At 60.9% G+C, this 17,331-nt stretch carries 19 protein-coding genes; 12 read left to right on the forward strand and 7 right to left on the reverse strand.

Annotated elements, in window-relative coordinates; genetic code table 11:
• Positions 1-80: 80 nt before the first annotated feature.
• The 6 genes from GDN47_RS16715 to rsmI all read right to left on the reverse strand — a co-directional run bounded on the left by GDN47_RS16715 (position 81) and on the right by rsmI (position 5,822).
• The gene (locus GDN47_RS16715) at positions 81-1,613 is read right to left on the reverse strand and encodes a YifB family Mg chelatase-like AAA ATPase (protein WP_113329926.1); all 1,533 of its coding nucleotides are present in this window, start codon (positions 1,611-1,613) and stop codon (positions 81-83) included.
• Between the two features lie 191 nt (positions 1,614-1,804).
• Positions 1,805-2,752, reverse strand: a complete 948-nt coding sequence (gshB, locus tag GDN47_RS16720; protein ID WP_152093812.1) for a glutathione synthase — start codon at positions 2,750-2,752, stop codon at positions 1,805-1,807.
• A gap of 90 nt (positions 2,753-2,842) precedes the next feature.
• Positions 2,843-3,346, reverse strand: coding sequence for a cupin domain-containing protein (locus GDN47_RS16725; protein WP_113329924.1), 504 nt, complete (start codon positions 3,344-3,346; stop codon positions 2,843-2,845).
• Between the two features lie 98 nt (positions 3,347-3,444).
• Positions 3,445-4,440 (reverse strand): exonuclease/endonuclease/phosphatase family protein, encoded by a 996-nt coding sequence (locus GDN47_RS16730; protein ID WP_152093813.1) that lies wholly within the window; start codon positions 4,438-4,440, stop codon positions 3,445-3,447.
• A gap of 100 nt (positions 4,441-4,540) precedes the next feature.
• Positions 4,541-4,921, reverse strand: coding sequence for a YraN family protein (locus GDN47_RS16735; protein WP_113329922.1), 381 nt, complete (start codon positions 4,919-4,921; stop codon positions 4,541-4,543).
• The gene (rsmI, locus tag GDN47_RS16740; protein ID WP_152093814.1) at positions 4,914-5,822 is read right to left on the reverse strand and encodes a 16S rRNA (cytidine(1402)-2'-O)-methyltransferase; all 909 of its coding nucleotides are present in this window, start codon (positions 5,820-5,822) and stop codon (positions 4,914-4,916) included. The genes GDN47_RS16735 and rsmI overlap by 8 nt, the downstream gene beginning before the upstream one ends.
• 252 nt (positions 5,823-6,074) lie before the next feature.
• On the opposite strand from rsmI, the gene dnaN reads away from it, so the two are divergent.
• The 7 genes from dnaN (at position 6,075) to GDN47_RS32030 (ending at position 11,108) form a co-directional block, all read left to right on the forward strand.
• On the forward strand, positions 6,075-7,193 hold the full coding sequence (gene dnaN, locus GDN47_RS16745) for a DNA polymerase III subunit beta (protein WP_113329920.1): 1,119 nt from the start codon (positions 6,075-6,077) through the stop codon (positions 7,191-7,193).
• A gap of 160 nt (positions 7,194-7,353) precedes the next feature.
• The gene (gene pmtA / locus GDN47_RS16750; protein ID WP_152093815.1) at positions 7,354-7,947 is read left to right on the forward strand and encodes a phospholipid N-methyltransferase PmtA; all 594 of its coding nucleotides are present in this window, start codon (positions 7,354-7,356) and stop codon (positions 7,945-7,947) included.
• A gap of 19 nt (positions 7,948-7,966) precedes the next feature.
• Complete coding sequence (locus GDN47_RS16755; RefSeq protein ID WP_152093816.1) at positions 7,967-8,554, forward strand: histidine phosphatase family protein; 588 nt, start codon at positions 7,967-7,969, stop codon at positions 8,552-8,554.
• Between the two features lies 1 nt (position 8,555).
• Positions 8,556-9,248 carry an orotidine-5'-phosphate decarboxylase gene (pyrF, locus tag GDN47_RS16760; protein WP_095433732.1) on the forward strand — a complete coding sequence of 231 codons (693 nt, stop codon included), beginning with the start codon at positions 8,556-8,558 and terminating at the stop codon, positions 9,246-9,248.
• A 27-nt stretch (positions 9,249-9,275) separates the two neighbouring features.
• Positions 9,276-9,563 carry a DUF1330 domain-containing protein gene (locus tag GDN47_RS16765; RefSeq protein ID WP_015338538.1) on the forward strand — a complete coding sequence of 96 codons (288 nt, stop codon included), beginning with the start codon at positions 9,276-9,278 and terminating at the stop codon, positions 9,561-9,563.
• Between the two features lie 112 nt (positions 9,564-9,675).
• On the forward strand, positions 9,676-10,656 hold the full coding sequence (locus tag GDN47_RS16770; protein ID WP_152093817.1) for a complex I NDUFA9 subunit family protein: 981 nt from the start codon (positions 9,676-9,678) through the stop codon (positions 10,654-10,656).
• Between the two features lie 287 nt (positions 10,657-10,943).
• On the forward strand, positions 10,944-11,108 hold the full coding sequence (locus GDN47_RS32030) for a hypothetical protein (RefSeq protein WP_047628464.1): 165 nt from the start codon (positions 10,944-10,946) through the stop codon (positions 11,106-11,108).
• A 69-nt stretch (positions 11,109-11,177) separates the two neighbouring features.
• Here GDN47_RS32030 and GDN47_RS16775 read toward each other — a convergent pair whose 3' ends face one another.
• Positions 11,178-11,975, reverse strand: coding sequence for an undecaprenyl-diphosphate phosphatase (locus tag GDN47_RS16775; protein WP_145633623.1), 798 nt, complete (start codon positions 11,973-11,975; stop codon positions 11,178-11,180).
• Between the two features lie 151 nt (positions 11,976-12,126).
• On the opposite strand from GDN47_RS16775, the gene GDN47_RS16780 reads away from it, so the two are divergent.
• The 5 genes from GDN47_RS16780 (at position 12,127) to GDN47_RS16800 (ending at position 17,188) form a co-directional block, all read left to right on the forward strand.
• Positions 12,127-12,819, forward strand: coding sequence for a glutathione S-transferase family protein (locus GDN47_RS16780; RefSeq protein WP_015338534.1), 693 nt, complete (start codon positions 12,127-12,129; stop codon positions 12,817-12,819).
• A 75-nt stretch (positions 12,820-12,894) separates the two neighbouring features.
• On the forward strand, positions 12,895-14,052 hold the full coding sequence (gene queG / locus GDN47_RS16785; protein ID WP_152093818.1) for a tRNA epoxyqueuosine(34) reductase QueG: 1,158 nt from the start codon (positions 12,895-12,897) through the stop codon (positions 14,050-14,052).
• Positions 14,052-14,924: an SDR family oxidoreductase gene (locus GDN47_RS16790; protein WP_152093886.1), complete on the forward strand. Its 873-nt coding sequence runs from the start codon at positions 14,052-14,054 to the stop codon at positions 14,922-14,924. The genes queG and GDN47_RS16790 overlap by 1 nt, the downstream gene beginning before the upstream one ends.
• A 398-nt stretch (positions 14,925-15,322) precedes the next feature.
• A complete protein-coding gene (locus tag GDN47_RS16795; protein WP_069611070.1) occupies positions 15,323-15,691 on the forward strand; it encodes a septal ring lytic transglycosylase RlpA family protein in 369 nt (122 codons plus the stop codon).
• Positions 15,692-15,898: 207 nt separating this feature from the next.
• On the forward strand, positions 15,899-17,188 hold the full coding sequence (locus GDN47_RS16800) for an RsmB/NOP family class I SAM-dependent RNA methyltransferase (protein ID WP_152093819.1): 1,290 nt from the start codon (positions 15,899-15,901) through the stop codon (positions 17,186-17,188).
• Positions 17,189-17,331 lie beyond the last annotated feature (143 nt).

The raw sequence follows: 17,331 nt of genomic DNA on the forward strand, positions 1-17,331 counted from the left end.
TTGGAAAAAGGGGTGTTTCGGCACCCCTTTTTTCATTTAGGCCGGCTGGAGACGATCAGATGCTGTAGAGTCCCGTATTGTCAGGCATGCGCGGTCAGCCGCTCTCCGGCGATGCGATAGGAGATGGCTTCGGCGAGATGGATGCGCCCGACGGTCGGCTTGTCGTCGAGATCGGCGAGAGTGCGCGCCACCTTGAGAATGCGATGATAGCCGCGGGCCGAGAATTTCATCTTCTCGGCCGCATCGCGCAGCAATTGCAGGCCGGCGGCATCCGGCTCGGCGATGGTTTCGATCATCGCCGTCGAGCAGCGGGCATTGGTGCTGACATCCTTCATGCCAGCCCTTTCGAAGCGTTCCCGCTGCCGCTCGCGGGCGCGTGCAACGCGGAGTGCGACATCGGCGCTGCTTTCCGCTGATGTCGGCCGGATGAGGTCGGCGGCGGAGACCGCCGGCACGTCGATGCGGATGTCGATACGATCGAGCAAGGGGCCGGAAATGCGGCCCTGATAATCGGAAGCGCAACGCGGTCCTCGGGCGCAAGTGTGCCCCGGCTCGCCGGCCATGCCACAGCGGCAGGGGTTCATCGCCGCGACAAGCTGGATGCCGGCCGGATAGGAGACACGGTGGTTTGCTCTGGCAATGACGCACTCGCCGGTTTCCAGTGGCTGGCGCAGCGCATCGAGTGCCTGCGGCGAAAACTCCGGCAGCTCATCGAGGAACAGAATGCCGTGATGGGCGAGTGAGACTTCGCCCGGCCTGGCGCGCAGGCCGCCACCGACGAGCGCCGCCATGGTGGCGGAATGATGCGGTGCGCGATAGGGCCGCCGGTCCGAGAGCTTGCCGCCGGAAAGCTGGCCGGCGATCGAATGGATCATCGACACTTCCAGCAGTTCATTCGTCGACAAGGGCGGCAGGATCGACGGCAGGCGCGAGGCGAGCATGGATTTGCCGGAGCCGGGCGGTCCGACGAACAACAAATTATGGCCACCGGCGGCCGCAACTTCCAGAGCGCGCTTGGCGCTTTCCTGCCCCTTGATATCGGCAAGATCGGGTAGGTTGGCGGCATTGGCGCGGACTGACGGTTCCGGCCGTGACAGGACCTGCGTGCCGCGAAAGTGGTTGGCGAGCGCAATCAGGCTGCGCGGCGCCAGAATATCGATCTCCTTGCCGGCCCAGGCCGCTTCCGGGCCGCTTTCGGCCGGGCAGATCAGCCCCTTGCCCATGGCATTGGCGGCGATCGCGGCGGGAAGAGCGCCGGCAACGGGCGCGATCGTGCCGTCGAGATTGAGTTCGCCGATGACGGTGTAGGAGGACAGGGCATCGGCTGGGATCGCGCCGAGCGCCGCCATCAGACCAAGCGCGATGGCAAGATCGAAATGACTGCCCTCTTTGGGCAGGTCCGCCGGTGCAAGATTGACAGTGACTTTCTTCGGCGGCAAGGCAAGGCCAGAGGCGTGTAGTGCTGCCTGAACCCTCTCACGGCTCTCCGCGACAGCCTTGTCCGGCAGACCGACGATATGCATCAGCACCTTGCCCGGCGCGATCATCACTTGCACTTCGACGGGTACGCCCTCAATGCCCTGAAATGCCACCGTACTGACGCGCGCTACCATTCCCTATCCCCTGTCGCCGAACCCGTTTGCCGTTACGTGCCCCGATCAGCAAACTTCGGGTTGCAATCTGGCATAAGACAAAGAATGAAACAAGAACAATAAACGAACAAAAATTTCACCCCGCATATCGAAATCAACGACATGCGGGGTGACTAGATCGTTCAGCCGAAAGCGTGGCGGGGAACTGCCGATCAGGCTCGCTTGGCCTCGATCGCGTCCCAGAGCAGGCTGGCGATATCGGCGCCACCGAAGCGCTTGACTTCGCGGATGCCGGTCGGCGACGTCACGTTGATCTCGGTCATGTAGTCGCCAATGACGTCGATGCCGACGAGCAGGAAGCCGCGTTCCTTAAGTGCCGGTCCAATGCGCTTGCAGATTTCCTGTTCGCGCGCTGTTAGCTCGGTGGCTTCGGCGCGGCCGCCGACATGCATGTTGGAGCGGGCGTCATGCTCTGCCGGCACGCGGTTGATCGCGCCCACAGCCTCGCCATCGACGAGGATGATGCGCTTGTCGCCCTTGCGCACGTCAGGCAGGTATTGCTGGGCAATGAAGGGCTCGCGGAAGAGCTGGCCGAACATTTCCAGCAGCGACGAGAGATTGCGGTCGTCACGCGTCGAGTGGAAGACGCCGGCGCCGCCATTGCCGTAGAGCGGCTTCAGGATGATATCGCCCATTTCATCGCGGAAACGGCGGATTTCAGCCGGATCGCGGGTGATGAGCGTCTTCGGCATGAGATCGGCAAATTCGGTGACGAAGATTTTTTCCGGCGAGTTGCGCACCCAGGCCGGATCGTTGACCACGAGCGTTTTCGGATGGATGCGCTCGAGCAGATGCGTCGAGGTGATATAAGCCATGTCGAATGGCGGATCCTGGCGCAGCAGCACCACGTCCATGGTGGAAAGATCGACGCGCTCCGGCTCGCCGAGCTCGAAATGATCGCCCTTGACGTCGCGCAGGATCATCGGCTCGACCGAGGCATAGATCTTGCCGTCGCGCATGCTCAGCCGCTCCGGCGTATAGTGGAAGAGCTTGTAGCCCCGGTTCTGCGCCTCGAGGCTCATGGCGAAGGTGGAGTCACCCGCAATGTTGATGCTCTTCACATGGTCCATCTGGACCGCAACATTCTTGATACCAGCCATAGTCAGCCCTCGTTCGGATTTGCGGACAGATGTAGGTCGGCCTGCATGCAAACGCAACGGCTATTCAATGGCTTCCCTCAAGTGGCCCGCTTAGGCAGCAAGGCCTTGTGCGCCGCCCTGGCGGACGAAGTTGCGCAGGCGATAAGCCATGGTCAGAGGCTTCGGGAACGGCTTGCGCAGAAAGGCAACCTTGCGCAGGTAGCGATCGATGCGCCATGTCGCCCAGGTGCCGCCGGCAAAATAAGCGACATCGCCGGCGCTGAGCGTCCGCTCGACGCCATCTTCCGTGGTGATATGCACCTCGCCCTCAAGGATCATCACCGTTTCGTCCCAGCCGAAATACCAGCGGAACTCGCCCGCGGTGCAATCCCACAGCGCCGTCATTGCGGCATCGTCCTGCCCCCGCGAGTGCTCGGCGATACGGGCGACCGGATTACCCGACAAAACCCAGGAGGGTTCGATCGGCGACGGCTTCATTTCCATTTCGTTGCTGGCGCCCGCCACGAAGCTCTTCGACTGCGGCATCGCGAGCACGACCGGCGCGGCGCGGGTGGCAAAGGCCGCCATGCTCGCCAACATCAGTTTCAAGACCATGCAATCCCCCAAAATTCCATGTGCGTCTGCGATCTCATCGCATGGAACGGGTAAGGGGAAAGTTCATGAAACCGAGCGCATTTTAACGATTGCAGCGATCAGGTGGAAAAACCCTCGATTGTACAGACGACCATGTCGTGGTCGGAGAGCGGCTTGCCTTCTCCGTTCAGGGAGGAAACAAGGTGGCTTTCGCGGACCTTCAAGCCGCGGGTGATGAACCAGTCGAGTTTCATGGCGCGATCGGGAAAGCGCGTGATCAGGCTCGGGCGCGTGCTCGTTTGATCGAGCGGGCCGCCATGGCACTCGAAGCCTCGGCCCTCGGACATGGTGAACAGCGTATCGGTGGAGAAATCGCCCCCGGTGTGGTTGCCGGTGTTGAGATCGCCGCCGATCAGGATCGGCAGACCGGGTGCGAAGGCCTCGACTTCATCGATCAAGGCCGCCAACTGCCGCTCGCGATAGGCAGCGGTTGCGACACTTTCGAGATGAACGGAAACGGCGATCATGGGACCAGCTTCTGTCTCAACAATGGCGCCGACAGCGCAACGATCGCCAATGCGCGGCTGCTCGTTGCTGTCATTGAACCAGACGGCCTCGCCGGGCAGACGGATCATGAAGGCATCCTTTAGGGCGATGGAGGCCATCAGGGCGTTGCCGTGAAAGCCCTTCTCATTGAAATCGTCCTTGCAGTAGGAGCGTTCGATTTCCGAACCGAGACTGAGTTCGAGGAACTCGACACCGTAGGCGTAATTCATGCCGAGTTCGCCAGCTATAATGACCGTCGGGTCGCGCTGCTCGGTGCGGGCCATGCCATAATCCATCTCCGACAATAGGACGAGCGGCGCGCTGGTTTCCCGCAGCTTGGCCGCGCTTTCCTCGGGAAAGAGGCAGCGCTCGAGATTCCAGGCTGCGACGGTAAAGGGGAAGGAGAGAACCTCGATCTTGGCATCCGCTCCTCCGATGCGCACCGTATTCAGGCAGGCGAGCGATGCAAGCTTCTCGGCGTGAACGACCGCGGCTTTTTCGAGTGAAATAAAGCTCTTGCGCTCTTCCTGCGAGGGAACGGTGAATGCGGAAACGGTGTTGCGGATCATATTGAAGCCTGTCGAAATAGCATTGTGAGCGCGGCGGAAGTCGCGAACGCTTATCGGTCCGGCAATAGGCTGATTTTATGACGGTCCTGTAACGCCGTGTTCAAAACGCATCCGGAAAATGCTGCGGCCAGCGGCCGGGCAGCATGGCGACGATGTCATAGCGTTGCGACAGGCGGGCAAAATCCGGCTGTCGGGCAAGCCAGAGATCGCTCGCGGCACGGATGCGATTTTGCGACGAGAAGGAAACGGCGTCGATCGCCTCCTGCGCCCCTCGCCTCGATTTGACCTCCACGAAGACTGCGAGATCGCCCTTGCGGGCGACGATATCGATTTCGCCGAGCTTGGTGCGGTGGCGGACGGCCAGGATGCGATAGCCCTTGAGCATCAGGAAGGCGGCCGCGAGATATTCGGCCACATGGCCGCGACGCCAGGCCTTTTGCCGCTTCAGCTTCTCGCCGGACCCGGGCTTCGTATCAGCCATGGCGCTCCTTCATGTCGAGCAGGCGCTGGTACAGCTCCTTTCGCGGCAGGCCAGTAAGGCGCGCAGCCTCGGTCGCGGCCTTGGCTGTCGGCATCGTCCCGGAGAGATCGGCGAGGATGGCATCGACATCGGCCTCCGCGGCAACGCTTTCCGCTGGCGGTCCCACAAGCCAGACGATCTCGCCCTTCACATTGTCGACCGCGTCATAGAATGACGCGAGTTCGGACAATGTGCCGCGCCGGAATTCCTCGAAGGTTTTCGTCAGCTCGCGGCAGACGGCGCCCGCGCGCTCACCGCCAAGCACATCGGCGGCGGCGGCAAGCGTGGCGGCAATGCGATGCGGCGATTCAAAGAAGATGAGGGTCGCCGGCACCGCTGCCAGTTCGGCCAGACGGTCGCGGCGGCCCTTTTCCTTGGCAGGCAGGAAACCGGCGAAGAAGAAGGCATCGTTCGGCAGGCCGGAGCCGACCAGAGCCGCCAGCGGTGCGGAGGCGCCGGGAATGGGCACGACCTTGTATCCCGCTTCGATCGCCTGCACCGCAAGCCGATAGCCGGGATCGGAGACAAGCGGCGTGCCGGCATCGGAGACCAGCGCAACAGATCGGCCGGCCTCCAAAGCCTGCAGAAGCCGCGGCCCGGCCTCGTCGGCATTGTGCTCGTGGTAGGCGTAGGGCTTGTTCTGGATGCCGTAGCGATCGAGCAGGACGCGCGTCACGCGCGTATCCTCGCAAGCCAGCACGTCGGCACCGGCCAGCGTCTCCAGCGCCCGCAGCGTGATGTCGCCGAGATTGCCAATCGGCGTGGCGACCAGATAGAGCGCCGGTTCGAGAGGGCGGGCCGGGATCTGATTGTTGTGCAGGCGGAAACTGCGCGCTCCGCTGCCTGATTGATCTTCGCTCATGCCGGTCCTGAATTCACTTGGGATAAGCAGCCTTTATGGGCGAGGTACGCACAGACGGCAAGAGCGGTGCAATTCCTGTGGAGCATTGTCGTCGAAATGGCGAATTGGCGCTAGGCAAAACGTCTATGCCTCTTGCATTCAGATGGAGAAGTCTGCCAAGTTGCCTGTCCAATCTTTCGGGCCTTGTCCGAAAACATGTCGCTCGGGCGCCTCGGGCCGCCCGGCTAGTCACGGTCGAAAGCGGTAGCATCCATGCGTATTACAATTGAGCGGTCGAACCTCCTGAAGTCGCTGAACCACGTGCATCGCGTGGTCGAGCGTCGCAACACGATCCCGATCCTGTCCAATGTGCTGCTCAAGGCCGACGGCACGAACCTCGACATGAAGGCGACAGACCTCGATCTCGAAATCACTGAGGCAACGCCCGCGAATGTCGAACAGGCCGGCGCCACAACGGTTCCCGCGCATCTGCTCTACGATATCGTGCGCAAGCTTCCCGACGGCTCGGAAGTGCTTCTCGCCACCAACACCGACGGCAGCTCGATGACGGTTGCCTCCGGGCGCTCGAAGTTCTCGCTGCAATGCCTGCCGGAATCCGATTTCCCGGATCTCACTGCCGGCAGCTTCAGCCATTCCTTCAAGCTGAAGGCTTCGGATCTGAAGATGCTGATCGACCGCACGCAGTTTGCGATCTCCACGGAGGAGACGCGCTACTATCTCAACGGCATCTTCTTCCACACGATCGAAAGCGGCGGCGACCTGAAGCTCAGGGCTGTCGCCACGGACGGCCATCGCTTGGCACGCGCCGATGTCAGTGCTCCCTCTGGCTCCGAAGGCATGCCCGGGATCATCATCCCGCGCAAGACGGTGGGTGAACTGCAGAAGCTCGTGGACACGCCGGATGCGATCGTGACCGTCGAAGTCTCCGACGCGAAGATCCGCCTGACCATCGGCTCCATCGTCATGACCTCGAAGCTGATCGACGGCACCTTCCCGGACTATCAGCGCGTTATTCCGGCCAACAATGACAAGGAAATGCGGGTCGATTGCCAGACCTTCGCCCAGGCCGTCGACCGCGTGTCGACGATCTCTTCGGAGCGCGGGCGGGCCGTGAAGCTAGCCCTGTCTGATGGCCAGCTGCTGCTGACCGTCAACAATCCGGATTCGGGAAGCGCGACGGAAGAAGTCGCCGTCGGTTACGAGATGGACCCGATGGAAATCGGTTTCAACGCCAAATACCTGCTCGACATTACCGCGCAGCTTTCCGGCGATGCAGCCATATTCCTGCTGGCCGACGCCGGCTCGCCGACGCTCATCCGCGACACGGCCGGCGACGACGCGCTTTATGTGCTGATGCCGATGCGGGTGTAGCGAAACTAAAGCGCCCTTCATGCGTTTAATCTACGCGAGGGCGCTTTTATTTGGTCCTTTGTCGATTGCGACATTTTCTCTTGTTATTGCGTCATTCCGTTGCAAGATCCTAGAGAAGCAATATGTAAGTCGCGACGGTAACATCTGATGGGGGGAGAGCATGGCGCTGCGTCTCAAGGAACGGCTAGGCAAGAAGTTCGACGAGGAGATCCGTTTCTTCAAGGGTATGATGCAAGGGCCGAAGACGGTTGGTTCGATCGTTCCGACATCGTCGATTACGGCCCGCAAGATGGCTAGTGTCATCAACCCACAATCGGGCCTGCCCGTGCTGGAGCTTGGGCCGGGAACCGGGGCGATCACCAAGGCGATCCTCGAACGCGGCGTAGAGCCCCAAAATCTCGTCGCCATCGAATATTCCACGGACTTCTACAATCATCTTGTCCGCCGTTATCCCGGCGTCAATTTCATCAATGGCGACGCCTTCGATCTCGATAGGACGCTCGGCGTACTGCGCGGCCAGACCTTTGATTCCGTCGTCTCGGGCATTCCCCTCCTCAATTTCCCAATGAAGGCGCGCGTTGCGTTGCTGGAAAGCCTGCTGGACCGCATGCCGGCCGGCCGGCCGGTGGTGCAGATCTCCTACGGCCCGGTCTCGCCGATCATCGCCAAGCCGGATCGCTATCATATCCGCCACTACGACTTCATCGTCCGCAATATTCCGCCGGCCCAGCTATGGGTCTATAGCCGCGGCTGAGGCAATCGCTGAGAGATCCATGTACGCTCTTTATATTACGCATCCGCAGGTGCGCATCGACCTGAATGTGCCGGTGCCGCAATGGGGCTTATCCGACATTGGCGCCGAGCGGGCGCGGCTGGCGGCGAGCCGGCCTTGGGCGGGTAAGCTGAGCCTCATCGTCTCCAGCGGCGAACGCAAGGCGATCGAGACGGCCGAGGCACTGGCGACGGCAAGTGGTGCGCCGATCGAGGTCATCGAGGCCATGCATGAAAATGACCGCAGTGCCACAGGTTTTCTAGCGCCGCCGGAGTTCGAGAAAGCAGCGGACTGGTTCTTCGCCAACCCGCATGAGAGCTTCAAGGGCTGGGAGCGCGCCATCGATGCGCAGGTGAGAATCGTCTCCAATGTCGAGGCCGTTCTTGCGCGGCACGATCCGAACGCGCCGATCGCCTTCGTCGGCCATGGCGGCGTCGGCACGCTGCTGAAATGTCATCTGGAGAGAAAGCCGATCGCGCGGCAGGGGGATCAACCGCCAGGGGGCGGCAATCTTTTCTGTTTCGATCTTGCGAAGCGCGCCGTCTCATGCGACTGGACACCCATGGAAGATTGGATGGGATGGGCTTGATATGACCGCACGCGACCGCTTGATCGTTGGACTGGATGTTCCAAACCTTCAGGAGGCCGAAAAAGTGGTCGGCGCCCTCGGCGACGATATTCTCTATTACAAGATCGGCTATCAGCTCGCCTTTGCCGGCGGCCTGGAATTCGCGCGCGACCTTGCCGCTAGCGGCAAGAAGATCTTCCTCGATATGAAGCTGCTCGACATCGACAATACGGTCGCCTCCGGCGTGGAGAACATCGTCAAGATGGGCATGTCGATGCTGACGCTGCACGCCTACCCGAAAGCCATGAAGGCGGCAGTCGAAGCCGCCAAGGGTTCCGATCTCTGCCTGCTTGGCGTCACCGTGCTGACCTCGATGGACGAAGGCGATCTCATCGCCGCCGGTTATGAATATGACCCGCATACGCTGGTGCTGCGCCGGGCCGAACAGGCGCATCTGGCCGGCATGGGCGGCATCGTCTGCTCGGCCGAAGAGTCCGCCGCCGTCCGCAAGATCATCGGGCCTGATATGGCGCTGGTGACCCCCGGCATCCGCCCGGCAGGCAGCGACAAGGGCGACCAGAAGCGCGTGATGACGCCGGCCGCTGCCATCAAGGCCGGCTCGAGCCATCTCGTCGTCGCAAGGCCGATCGTCAAGGCGGCCGATCCGAAAGAGGCCGCCCGCGCCATTCTCGCCGAAATGGACGCTGCACTTTAAACCACCACAACAATCAGGGAGGTCGATATGGCAAAGGGATATTGGATCGCGCGCGTGGATGTCCGCGACCCCGAGCGCTACAAGGACTACGTCGCCGCCGCGAAGCCCGCCTTCGAGAAATACGGCGCGAATTTCCTGGCCCGTGGCGGAGCGTTTACCCCACTTGAGGGACAAGCGCGCGGCCGCAACGTTGTGATCGAGTTTCCGTCGCTGCAGCACGCCGTCGATTGCTATAATTCGCCGGAATACCAGATCGCGGCCAAAATCCGGCAGCAGGTGGCAGACGCGGAAATGGTGGTCGTCGAAGGGGTTTAAATCGCTTGAAAAGCGGCCGCTGCAATGCAGCGCGATAGCACTTCACCTCGGCGCGCGGATCGGCTAAGACGAAACCAGATAAGCCCAATCAAAGCCTTTCGAGGAGCCTGCCATGACCCTGTCCAACCTCCCGCCGCTCGTCACCGTGTTCGGAGGATCAGGTTTCATCGGGCGACACACCGTGCGTGCGCTTGCCAAGCGCGGCTATCGCATCCGTGTCGCTGTTCGCCGCCCCGATCTTGCCGGTTTCCTGCAGCCGCTCGGCAATCTCGGCCAGATTTCGATCGTCCAGGCCAATGTGCGCTACCGCAATTCCATCGACCGTGCCGTTGAAGGCGCTCAGCATGTCGTCAACTGCGTCGGCATTCTCGCCGAAAGCGGCCGCAACACGTTCGACGCTGTACAGGAATTCGGTGCCAAGGCGATTGCGGAAGCCGCCCGCAATGCCGGCGCTTCGCTGACGCATATTTCCTCCCTCAGCGCCGATGCCAATTCGCCCTCGGCCTATGCCCGGACCAAGGCACGCGCCGAAGCCGCCATCCTGTCGATCAAGCCGGATGCAATCATCCTGCGTCCTTCGATCGTGTTCGGTCCGGAAGATGAATTCTTCAACAAGTTCGCTGACATGTCGCGCACCGCGCCCTTCCTGCCGCTGATCGGCGGCGGCAAGACCAAGTTCCAGCCGGTCTATGTGCAGGACATCGCGGAAACCGTCGCCCGCGGCGTCGACGGAAAACTGAAGGCCGGCACGACCTATGAGCTCGGCGGTCCGGAAGTGTTGTCCTTCCGCGAATGTCTCGAGACCACGCTTGCCGTCATCAACCGGAAGAAGTCGCTCGTCTCCATTCCGTTCGGCCTGGCTTCGCTGATCGGCTCGATCGCCTCGCTGGTGCCGCTGATCAAGCCGCCAATCACCGCCGATCAGGTAACGCTGCTGAAGAGCGACAACGTCGTTTCCCAGCAGGCGGAAGCGGAAGGACGCACTCTGAAGGGCATCGGCCTGCTGCCGACATTGCTCGTCTCCGTGCTGCCGTCCTATCTGGTGCGCTACCGTCCGCAGGGCCAGTTCACCGGCTCTGGCAAAGCCGCCTGACGATTCGGCTGTTCCACGAATTCATGCGCCGCCCGGCTTTGCTGGGCGGCGTTTTTTATTGCTCCTCAACGGCAGAAACCTGCTCCAGCAAGCTGGCGGGCCGCCGCCATTCACAGCTCAGCGTTGCTTAAAAGACGCAGTGCGGAAATAGTAGTATTAACGTCAAATTTAATATGAACATTTATTGCTATTGCTCATCTCACTGACTAACACAGCCGCGCGTCTCAGACTCGAACAACAGACCGGTCCGTGGCGCGCTTCACACTTCTGCGGAAAGGCATTCTTCGATGGGCAAGTCTATCGCGCTTCTGTTTGCGTGCGCGGCACTGGTGATTCTCGCAGGCTCCTTCGTGGCTCGCGGCAGCATCGCCTCGATCAAGGGCGAATGTGCGCCGACCTACGGCGTCGACCCCTGCACGACGGGTTCCATCGACGCATCCTCCCCGAACTGATCGGGTATGAAAAAGGCCGGTTTTGACCGGCCTTCACTTTTTCCAGGATATCAGCCTCGACGGTCGGTCTCAGCCGAAATAGAGACCGATGAGACCGATTGCGCCGACTGCAATGCGCCACCATGCGAAGGGGGCGTAACCACGGCGGGATACGAAGTCGAGCAGCGCGCGCACGACAAAGAGCGCCGAGATGAAGGCCATGAAGAAGCCGATGACGATCAGCTGACCATCGGCGAAGCTGAGATCGTGGCGGCTCTTCCACAAATCCAGCGTGAAGGCGCCGACCATTGTCGGCATGGCGAGGAAGAAGGAAAACTCGGCGGCCGAACGCTTATCGGCACCGAGCAGCAGGGCACCGACGATGGTGGAACCGGAGCGCGACGTTCCCGGGATCATGGCCAGGCACTGGAAGAAGCCGATCTTGACCGCCATGGGCCAGGAAAATTCGTAGGCGCTGGTGTATTTCGGCTTGAACTCGATCTTGTCGATGACGAGCAGAACGATGCCGCCGAGGATCAGCGAGATACAGATGACCTTCGGCGAATCGAACAGCACGGTCTTGATGAAATCATGCGCCAGCGCGCCGATGACGGCAGCAGGCAGAAAGCCGAACAGGACGGCGAGCACGAAGTGACGGGCCTTGGCGCTGACGGGGAGCGCCTTGGCGATCTGGACGAGGCGATTGAAATAGACAAGCAGAATGGCGAGAATCGCGCCGAGCTGGATCAAAACTTCAAAAGTACCGGCCGATTTGAAGCCGAGAAAATGTCCAAGCAGTATCAGATGGCCTGTCGAGGAAACCGGAATGAACTCCGTAAGCCCCTCCACAAGGCCTAAAACCAACGCGATAACAATTTGTTCAGCCATATCGTGTCCTTTGTCTAACGGCAGGGCGGCCCGATTCGCTTGTGCAAACTAGGCCAAGATCCTATAGCTTCAACCGATGACAAATGACTAGGGCCGCAGGATCGCGACCGAAAAGACTTCCGTAGCATCAATCAGAAACACCCGAGTACCAATGCCGACGCTGTATCATCACCCAATGTCATCTTCCTCCCGGTTCGTTCGTCTGATCCTGACGGAATATGGCTATCAGACGGAGCTGATCGAGGAACAGACCTGGGAAAAGCGCCGCGATTTCCTGGCGCTGAACCCGGCTGGCACCCTGCCTGTCTACGTCGATGACAGCATGCGGGCGCTCTGCGGTGCCTCGGTCATTTCCGAATATCTTGACGAGACGCATGGTGTCCTGAAGCGCGACCGCCGGCTTCTGGCCGAAGATCCGTTCCAGCGCGCCGAAATCCGCCGGCTGACGGAATGGTTCATGCAGAAGATGGAGCAGGATGTGACGCGGCCGCTGACGCGCGAGCGCGTCTTCAAGCTTCAGATGACCGCCGAACAGGGCGGCGGCGCGCCGGATTCCAAAGTCATGCGCATGGCGCGCGGCAATATCCGCCAGCATATGAAGTATCTTTCCTGGCTCGCAGGTTCGCGGCAGTGGCTGGCCGGCGAACGGCTGAGCTATGCCGATCTCGCCGCCGCGGCCTCGGTTTCCGTGCTAGATTATCTGGGCGAGATCGACTGGACGGAATCGCCTGTTGCCAAGGAATGGTATCAGCGGCTGAAGTCGCGCCCTTCCTTCCGGCCGATCCTGGCAGAGCGTGTGCGCGGTGTCACCCCGGTCTCACATTACGCCGATCTGGATTTCTAGGGCGTTTTTCACGCAATTCCGAACGGAAAACCGCTAACGCACCTTATCCTGGAATTGCTATGACGAGGGCTCGATATGCCCGATGATCGCGAAACGGAAAAAGTGGACAAGCGCAGAAGCACGCTGACGGCTTTCGTGCGAGAGGAAGCGCGTGCTCAGGGTTTCGATCTCTGTCGCATCACCAGGCCGGATGCCATTCCGGAAGCGGCCGTCCGGCTCAGCCAGTTTCTCGACAAGGGCTATCACGGCACCATGGGCTGGATGGAGGAGACCCGCGACCGCCGAGGCGATCCGCGCGTACTCTGGAGCGAGACGCGGTCCATCGTCGTCTTCGGCCTCAATTACGGCCCCGAGGAAGACCCGCGCGGCATCCTGGAGAAGAGGGATAAGGCGGCAATATCGGTCTACGCCCGGAACCGTGACTACCACGATGTCATAAAAGGACGGCTGAAGGAGATCGCCACCCGCTTCGCGGCGCGCTCGAAAGAGGACGTCAAGGTCTTCGTCGATACCGCACCGGTCATGGAGAAGCCTCTGGCAGCGGCTGCCGGCCTCGGCTGGCAGGGCAAGCATACCAATCTCGTCAGCCGTGGCTTTGGCTCCTGGCTCTTTCTCGGCTCGATGTTCACCACGGCCAATCTCGAGCCCGATGAGCCGGAGATTGACCATTGCGGCTCCTGCCGGGCTTGCCTCGACGTCTGCCCGACCGCTGCCTTCCCGGCCCCCTATCAGCTCGATGCGCGTCGCTGCATTTCCTATCTGACCATTGAGCACAAGGGTCCGATCGATCCTGAGCTTCGGCCGTTGATCGGCAACCGCATCTACGGCTGCGACGACTGTCTTGCCGCCTGCCCCTGGAACAAGTTCGCCAGTGCCGCCTCGGAGATGAAGCTGGTGGCTCGAGACGATCTCAAGGAACCGTCCATCGCCTTCCTGCTCGATCTGGATGATGCAAGCTTCCGCACATTCTTCAGCGGTTCGCCGGTCAAGCGTATCGGTCGCGACCGCTTCATCCGCAATGTGCTGATCGCTGCCGGCAATTCGGGCGATCGCTCCCTTATAGAGAGATGTCGCCAACTGGCTGGAGATCCCTCGCCAGTCGTGCGCGGCATGGCGGTCTGGGCGCTGTCCCGGCTGATGACGGCTGGCGAATTCCGCGCGTTTGCGGCAGAAAGAAATGACGAGGCGGACGAAGAAGTCCGCGGCGAATGGAAACTGGCAGGGGTATCGTGATGCATGTGATGATTTTCGGCTGCGGCTATTCCGGAACGGCCATCGCCAAGGCCTTCGCCGGCTCCGGCATTCGCATCACCGGTACCACCCGCTCCGCCGACAAGGCCGAGCAGCTGACGAAAGATGGCATCGAGGCCTTCGTCTTCGATGGCGAGACCCTCGACCCGGCTCTTGCCGAGGCGATGCAAAGCGCCACGCATCTGGTGCAATCGATCGCACCGGGCAAATCAGGCGATCCACTGTTGCGGCTGGCACAGCTCAATCTCAAGGCGTTGATGCCGAAGCTGGAATGGATCTGCTATCTCTCGACCGTCGGGGTCTATGGCGACCATAAGGGCGCTTGGGTCAGCGAGCAGACATCACTGCATCCAATCGCCGATCGCTCCGTCGAGCGGGTAGAGGCAGAAGACGGCTGGCTGCGCGTCGGCATCCGGCTCGGCCTCCCCGTTGCCGTGCTGCGGCTTTCCGGCATTTACGGCCCGGGCCGCAATGCCTTCTGCAATCTGGAAAAGGGAACCGCGCGGCGGCTCATCAAGGCGAACCAGGTGTTCAATCGCATCCGCGTCGAGGATATCGGCGCATGTGCCCGCTTCCTGTCCGATCGCAAGCTCGGCGGCATATATAATGTCACCGATGACGAACCTGCACCGCCGCAGGATGTCGTTGCCGAGGCCGCCCGCCTGATGGGCGTCGAACCGCCACCGGAACAGCCTTTCGAAACAGCTGAGCTGACGCCGATGGCACGCTCCTTCTATGGCGAGAACAAGCGCGTTTCGAACGCGAAACTGCGCGCGCTCGGCTTCCAGTTCCGCTACCCAGAGTATCGCATGTCGCTTGCCGAACTCTGGTCCTCTGGAGCATGGCGCGGCTGAGAAATTGCTCCCGGTATCCCCGCTATATCGCATGAAAATTCCTACTTAGCCGGCTGCCTTAGTTCAATTTGCTCCGCATTTATGGTTAATGACCTCTAAAATTGCACAAATGCGGCAGCGATTATGGCAAAGCCGGAAAATTATTTTTCCGATTTTTGTGATGCCTGGCATCGGTCGATGCTTACGAGAAAATTCGTTCCATTTTTAACTGATTTTATTGGGTTTTTTCCACAATCAAGCAAATCCGCTGAATAGCCCTAGTATTCCCTTAATATCACAAATGTTACAGATTGTAACATTCCGTGATCGATGGTGGCACTTTTTCGCCATTTTTGGCCTGATTTAAGCCCCGCCGCCTACCCAGGGCGCAAGTTCAATAGCTTGAGGGAAAAATCGGTTTGAAGAAAATCGCACGTTCTTTGGCAATCGCCGCAACTATATCCGCCTCCATTGCTGTCGTTTCGACTCCGGCATTTGCATCCGCTGGCTGCGGAGGCGCTTCATGGTACGGGGGAAGCTCCCGAACTGCTTCCGGGGAACGTATGAGTTCCAGAAATCTTACTGCAGCCCACCGCTCGCTCGCCTTCGGCACGCGTCTCAGGGTCACCAACAAGCACAATGGCCGCAGCGTCGTCGTTCGCATCAACGACCGTGGGCCTTTCATTCGCGGACGTGTTCTCGATCTCTCCCGCGCTGCCGCACAGAACATCGGCATGGTCGCTTCGGGTACCGCCAAAGTCTGTTACGAGGTCGTCGCCTCGAAGTAATCGTCGCAAGCCGGAACCATCCGGCAATCGGCATGACGCTTGCTCTCTCGGCCAATCGCGGCTACCACGCGATTGAGACGTCTCAAAATCCGCCGCCTTGGGCACTATTTACGCGGATTGGCGAGCCGTCAGCGATTTTTGGTAGGGCGCAGAGTCCCAAGATGAGCTCCAACGGGTTCCGGGTCACGCGCGAGCAGGAGAGTGTGAATGCGTCTGGGCGGCCGATTGCAGGGGGCCATCGAAGTTCTTGCCGATATCGAAGCGCGCAAGCGACCGGTGGCCGATGCCCTGAAAGATTGGGGCCTGGCCCATCGCTTCGCCGGCTCCGGCGACAGGGCCGCGATCGGCAACATCGTCTATGACGCCCTGCGCATGCGGCTTTCGCATGCCTGGCTGATGGGAGACGACAGCGCGTCCGCGCTTGCCCATGCCGTACTCTTCCGCCAATGGGGCCTGACGCCGGAGGCGCTGGCTGCCGAGCTGGACGGCGATAAATTCGCACCCGAGGCGCCGAGCGCCGAAACATTGGCCGCCTTTGCGGCCCGCAAGCTCGAAGATGCGCCTCGTCACGTCCAGGGTGATATTCCCGAATGGGTCGAGCCCTCCTTCAGCCAAGCCTTCGGCGATGGCTGGCTTGCCGAAGCCAAGGCCCTTGCCGAGCGCCCGACGCTCGACCTTCGCGCCAATGCGCTGAAGGCCGACCGCTCCAAAGTCGTGAAGGCCCTGGAGCGCGCCGGTGGGCAGCCATCGAACATCGCCCGTTTCGGCATCCGTATTCCCGCCGGAGAAGGCGCATCCCGCCTGCCGAACGTCACGGCCGAACTTTCGTTCCAGAAGGGCTGGTTCGAGGTGCAGGATGAAGGCTCGCAGATCGTCGCCGATCTGGTCCTGCCTGATGAAGGCGACCAGGTGCTTGATTATTGCGCCGGCGGTGGCGGCAAGACGCTCGCCATGTCGGCCGCGATGCACAACAAGGGCCAGGTCCATGCCTATGACAGCGACCGGCGGCGGCTGGCACCGATCATCGAGCGGCTGAAGCGGGCCGGCACCCGCAACGTTCAAGTCCACGATGACCGCAACGGCCTGCTCCAACTGCGCGGCAAGTTCGACAAGGTGTTGGTCGATGCTCCCTGCACCGGCACTGGCACCTGGCGGCGGCGTCCCGATACCAAATGGCGGCTGACACAGAAAAACCTCGACGAACGCACCAGCCAGCAACAGGAAGCCTTGGCGCAAGCCGGAGAGTTCGTCCGTCCCGGCGGGGCGCTATTTTACGTCACCTGCTCGGTGCTACCGGAGGAGAATGAGGCGCAGGTAAACCGCTTCGCAGCCCAGAATCCGGATTTCGAAGTGGTGGAAACCCTGAGCTCCTGGGAGAGGCTGTTCGGCAAGGATGTCGCAAAGCCGCGCTCCTCCGACGGCAAGACCATTACCCTGACACCGGCCTCTACCGATACCGACGGCTTCTTCTTCAGCCGCCTTCAACGGAAAATGTAAGCTGGCGGCGAGCGAGCCTCGCTTCCACTGCCCGCTGACTCAATATCAAGCGCCTCATATCTGCGCATTCGCAAGCGAATCCATTTCGCTTGCGGCGTTAAACCCTTGGTCTCTCGCCTTAAAATCGTTCTAAACTAGAGCGT

This window comes from Martinezella dioscoreae, assembly GCF_009176305.1.
In the GTDB taxonomy this organism is placed as follows: Bacteria; Pseudomonadota; Alphaproteobacteria; order Rhizobiales; family Rhizobiaceae; genus Rhizobium; species Rhizobium dioscoreae.